Source organism: Metamycoplasma auris (assembly GCF_003253435.1).
Lineage (GTDB): Bacteria > Bacillota_I > Bacilli_A > Mycoplasmatales > Metamycoplasmataceae > Metamycoplasma > Metamycoplasma auris.
Map to the genome: position 1 here is coordinate 1 of NZ_QKUB01000016.1, position 4,674 is coordinate 4,674.

The window sequence follows — 4,674 nt, forward strand, 5'->3', positions numbered from 1 at the left end:
TTTTTTAAAATACCTTTGTGATTCTAGAATATTAAATTAGAATCTCTGAGAAAGCACTAATATCTTCAGCGATATTTAGTGCTTTTTCTTTATTTAAAATGTTATCTTCAGACTTAATTTAATTTTATAGTTATGAGATGCTAAAGGTTTTATCACAAATTATCCTTATTGCTAATTATTAATTTAATTAATAATTTGCGTAAAGCGGCATACATACGGTTGATACTGCCGCTTTTCGCAAAGTTCATTATTAGAATTCAAAAATCTTATCAATTCGGATAATTTGGGATGGAAAGGGAAAGTATATTAAAACCATAAAATACTTTTTCAATACATTTTATAGAAATATCCCCACATTTTAGGGGATAAAAAAAATAGGACTTTTTGGCATTTAATCACTATTCAGAAAAATAGGAGATTAATTGTGAGTGAGAATAAAAGCGGTTATTTTTGATTAAATGACTTAATTAAGAATAGTGAAAAAATACTAAAAGAAAGTGATTCATATCTTTCTTTAAACATACAAGAATTAAATTCATCTATAAAGGGGTTAATTGAACAACAATTTTATGTCCTTGCTGCGCGTCCTAGCGTTGGTAAGACTACATTTTGCTTAAACATAATTGCAAGGGCGCTCAAGGGACTAAAAGATAATGAAATAATTGTATTTTTTAGTCTAGAAATGAGCACGCGCGAAATTCTAAATAGATTATTAGAGATTCTAAAAATTATGTACTCTGATAAGGAACTTGAAGAATTACAGCGTGAAAAACGCTTATTAATTGTTGATTACCCAAATTCAAACGTTTTTAAAATTGGTAACTTCATTGATGATTTAAACAAGACTTTTAAAGTGAGAAGTTTAATAATCGACCATCTGCAACTTTTAAATTTAGAGAAGAATCAACAAAATCTTCCTAGATATGAAAAAATGACGCAAATTACACGTCAACTCAAAATCATTTCAAAAGAAAAAAGCATAAATATTTTAGCAATTTCCCAACTTTCGAGAGATTTCGAAAAAAGAAATAGTGCTCTAAAACTTAATGAAATTGATGTTCAACTTTCGGACTTAAGGGACAGCGGTTCAATCGAACAAGACGCAGATGTAGTAATGTTTTTAGTAAACAAAAAAGATCCTAAAAATAAGGAAAAATATTCGGTTGTTATTGCCAAAAATAGAAATGGTGGTACGGATATAATAAATGCAATTTTTCTAAAGAGTAAATTTTTGTTTTTCTTTCAATCAGACATTTTTTGTAAGAAATGTTCCAGATGAATTAATGAAATTAGAAAAATAAAACTAACTGATGATAATTGAGTTTGTTCAGAATGTGTAAAAAACAATAGTAAGAATGCAACTGCTTCGGTTAATTTAGAAAATAATGGAGTTTAGATAATGGAAGATAATTTTGACTACTTAGCAGATGCGAAAAAAATTTGAAAAAACAAAATTAAATTTAAATCTAATGCTTTTTTACGCTATCTAAAAGATAAATTATTCTATTGATCTGCTTCATTAATGGATGCAATAAAAAAATTCGAGCCTGGTCTTTATGGCGACGACGCTTGGGGCGTAATAGATTGATATGACATATGCTTAAGCAAAGTTGAAATATTAAAAGAAGTCATCCTTGAATTTAATAAACAATTAAAGGAGAAAAATTAATGACTAAAAAGAAATTAACTAAGAAAGATAAAAATTCTTTAGACGAATGACTTGAAGAAATTGAAAACCAATTAAAAAAAGATGAGCAAGCATCAAAAATAGAAGACTTAAATAATTTCATATTAGAAAATTTTTCTGAAACAAATGTAAATTCTAAAGAGGTTAATAATGACTAATCTAAGACAATTCCAAATAGCAAAAGTTTTCTTTCCTTTGGTTGAAAAAATTAAAGATTATACAAATTGTGTCTTTGAAGAAATATCAGAATTATCAAAAACTTGTTATGAAACATATATAAATATTTCAGTTGAGTATTTAGAAACCTTAAGTCAAAAAGATTTCAAAAAAATAATGTCTGATTTGTTTAAAGATGTTAAATTGCTTGACAAACTCTGAGATGCAATTTTAGTTTCTTTAGGAAGATATATCAATGGAAAATAATAAAATTCAAGAAATATTTAAATTGTCAACAGGTGAATTTAAACAAGATGGCTATGCTCTTATTGGCAAGTTAGATTATAATGATGAAAAACTTAAATCAGCGCTGAGACATGTTAAAAATAGTTCATTAAACACTTGAGAGATTTCAGGTGAGGTTTGAAGTGAACCGAAAGCAAAGTTAGCGAGAAATGGGAATAGATATTTGATTTTTACGTTAAAAATCTCAACTTATGGGTTATTTGGGAGTTTTGAAAATTCCTTAAATAAGAATCGTTCACAAAACTATTATTTGCTATGTATGACTTTTGATAAAGATATTGTTAAAGACATGACGGATAAATTTGGGAAAGGTGATATAGCAGTTGTAAATGGATTTTTAAATCTTGAAACAAAAAGAGATTTAATTACTAAAGAAAATAAAGAAATTGAGACTGTAAGTTCTACAAATTTATTATTAAATTTAGAAAGAATTCGGATTTACAAATCCGATGGTACAGTAATATATTCTGATCCTGGGGTTTCGTAATATGGAACTAACAATAATCCCAAAATTTAGTGAAGAGAAATTAAGAGAAATATTACACTATACCGATTTAGACGCTAATCCAGCATACGAAGCGTTTAAATCAAATACTGTTTTTGAATTGCACAGCGGAGCAAAAGGGGTATCTAAATCTTTCGGACAAGCAGTTATAACAATTTATCGTATTGTGAATGATGTTAGATTTTGCAGTGTGTGGTGTCGTAATCAATATAATCACATCAAAAAAACATTAAGACCAATGTTTGAAAAAGTTTTATCTTTCTTAAAGCAAAAACACAATCTAGATTATACAAATTGCTTTTCAGTGTATGACAGCGGTCTTTATTGAGAAATGGACGATGGCGGAAAGGGACGAGCAATTTATTTTGAAAACTTTGAAAAAATCCAAGCATTTCAAGGAATTACTTTAAAAAACAATAATTTCTTATTTGGTGAATTAGTTCTAGATGAACCAATTGAAGACCCGAGCGATACGTCAAAATTACCACATCAATTAGCAGAATTATATAAACTCCAAGAACAAAAATTACCACTTCTTATATCAAATACAGTAGCGCGTTTAGAAGCACCTTCTGATTTTCAAATCAAAGTAAAGTTTTTGTATAACATTTTTACAACGGATCATTGGATTATAAAGAATTATCACAACCCAATTATTGAAATTATTAAATCTAATGGAAATCTAAACTTATCTATTCAAAAGCAACTAGAAAAAAATAAATTTGTTCAAAAATACAATGACGCGTTTAAGGAAAATTTAGGAATAAGCGTAACTATGTATTCTAAGTATTTTATTCCTAAGTCGGAATTAGGAGAAGCACAAATAAAATATCTTGAAACTCTAAAAAAGGATGATTATAGACTTTGAGTTATAACCGTATTAGGATTTGCATTTGAGGATGAAATAAATAAACCAAACTACTTTATGATGCCATATATCTTCCCCAATAAGAATACTAAAAATAAACTTGAACCAATTACTACAATTTTATCTTTAGATGCAATTCCAGATAACAGCATAATTGGAGTTTATGATGGATTTGATCCAGGGTTATCAGATAAAGCGGCATGAGTGCGAACCTTATTACTTCGCGACGGGAGAATAATTGTTTGAAAAGCAATTGATGATCTTGGCGGACAAATTAAGAAAAAATCAAAAACCCCTAGAATTCATATCAATAACTTATTAGCCGAATTGATTAATGAGGATAATAAAAAAATTTCGCAAATGAATAAATTTCAACTATCTGTTAATAAAAACTTTGATTCCTTGTTACTAACAGACAACGACATTATCGCAGAGTCTTTAGAACTTATCTTTAAAGAAAAAAACATAAATGCTCATGCAATGTTAGCAAACCGGAGAGATACAGCAAATCAGAAGTTTGGAATTATCAATCGTCAAAATTACCAAAAATGATTATTTACAGAAAGACAAATAATTCTTAGTGCTCATTCGTACAATTTGATTAACTATCTTGCAAAGCAAGTTATTTTACCTGGTGAACAAAAGCGTGATGAGACTGTAAATAAAGAAATTTATGACCTTATAAATGCTTTTGAAATGTCTTGCTCACATCTTTATAAGTTTCAATATTTTAAAAGACATCAAGACTTAAATTATTTGCGAGAAGAAAGTGATAGTGAAGGAGATGAAACAGATGACTAATGCTAAACAAATAAGTTTAATGGATCACTTTAGAGCTGCTGAAAAATCAACTCAAGACATTTTTGATATTACTACTTATAGCCGTCCAAATTCTAGATTAGCATATTTAAGATTAGGCGCTAAAATACAAGCTAATACACTTGCCTTTAAAATTCCAGATGTCAAATTCAAAAATGATTATGCCCAAAAACTTTGAGACAAAATAATTAGGTCAAATAAATTTCTAGAAATTGTACAGCAATTGGAATCCAATTTATACGAACATGGCATTTATGCATTAGGTATTTCAAAAATAAATAATCAGGATTATAAGATTAATTTGGCCAAAGTAGAGAAATTCAAATTATTTAA

Annotated in this window: 6 protein-coding genes and 1 pseudogene; all 7 read left to right on the forward strand. The window is 28.1% G+C overall.

Annotated elements, in window-relative coordinates; translation table 4 throughout:
* Window positions 1–424 precede the first annotated feature (424 nt).
* Window positions 425–1,396 carry a DnaB-like helicase C-terminal domain-containing protein gene (locus BCF89_RS03160; RefSeq protein WP_170108361.1) on the forward strand — a complete coding sequence of 324 codons (972 nt, stop codon included), beginning with the start codon at window positions 425–427 and terminating at the stop codon, window positions 1,394–1,396.
* Between the two features lie 3 nt (window positions 1,397–1,399).
* The gene (locus BCF89_RS08680) at window positions 1,400–1,669 is read left to right on the forward strand and encodes a hypothetical protein (RefSeq protein ID WP_111518911.1); all 270 of its coding nucleotides are present in this window, start codon (window positions 1,400–1,402) and stop codon (window positions 1,667–1,669) included.
* Window positions 1,669–1,845 carry a hypothetical protein gene (locus BCF89_RS08685; RefSeq protein ID WP_170108362.1) on the forward strand — a complete coding sequence of 59 codons (177 nt, stop codon included), beginning with the start codon at window positions 1,669–1,671 and terminating at the stop codon, window positions 1,843–1,845. The genes BCF89_RS08680 and BCF89_RS08685 overlap by 1 nt, the downstream gene beginning before the upstream one ends.
* A complete protein-coding gene (locus BCF89_RS03170; RefSeq protein WP_111518913.1) occupies window positions 1,838–2,110 on the forward strand; it encodes a hypothetical protein in 273 nt (90 codons plus the stop codon). Before BCF89_RS08685 ends, BCF89_RS03170 begins: the two co-directional genes overlap by 8 nt.
* Window positions 2,100–2,636, forward strand: a complete 537-nt coding sequence (locus tag BCF89_RS08690; protein ID WP_111518915.1) for a hypothetical protein — start codon at window positions 2,100–2,102, stop codon at window positions 2,634–2,636. Before BCF89_RS03170 ends, BCF89_RS08690 begins: the two co-directional genes overlap by 11 nt.
* A gap of 1 nt (window position 2,637) precedes the next feature.
* Window positions 2,638–4,323, forward strand: coding sequence for a hypothetical protein (locus BCF89_RS08695; RefSeq protein ID WP_211305425.1), 1,686 nt, complete (start codon window positions 2,638–2,640; stop codon window positions 4,321–4,323).
* Window positions 4,316–4,674, forward strand: a pseudogene (locus BCF89_RS08700) (hypothetical protein); the annotation flags it as partial. The gene BCF89_RS08695 and the pseudogene BCF89_RS08700, both read left to right, overlap by 8 nt.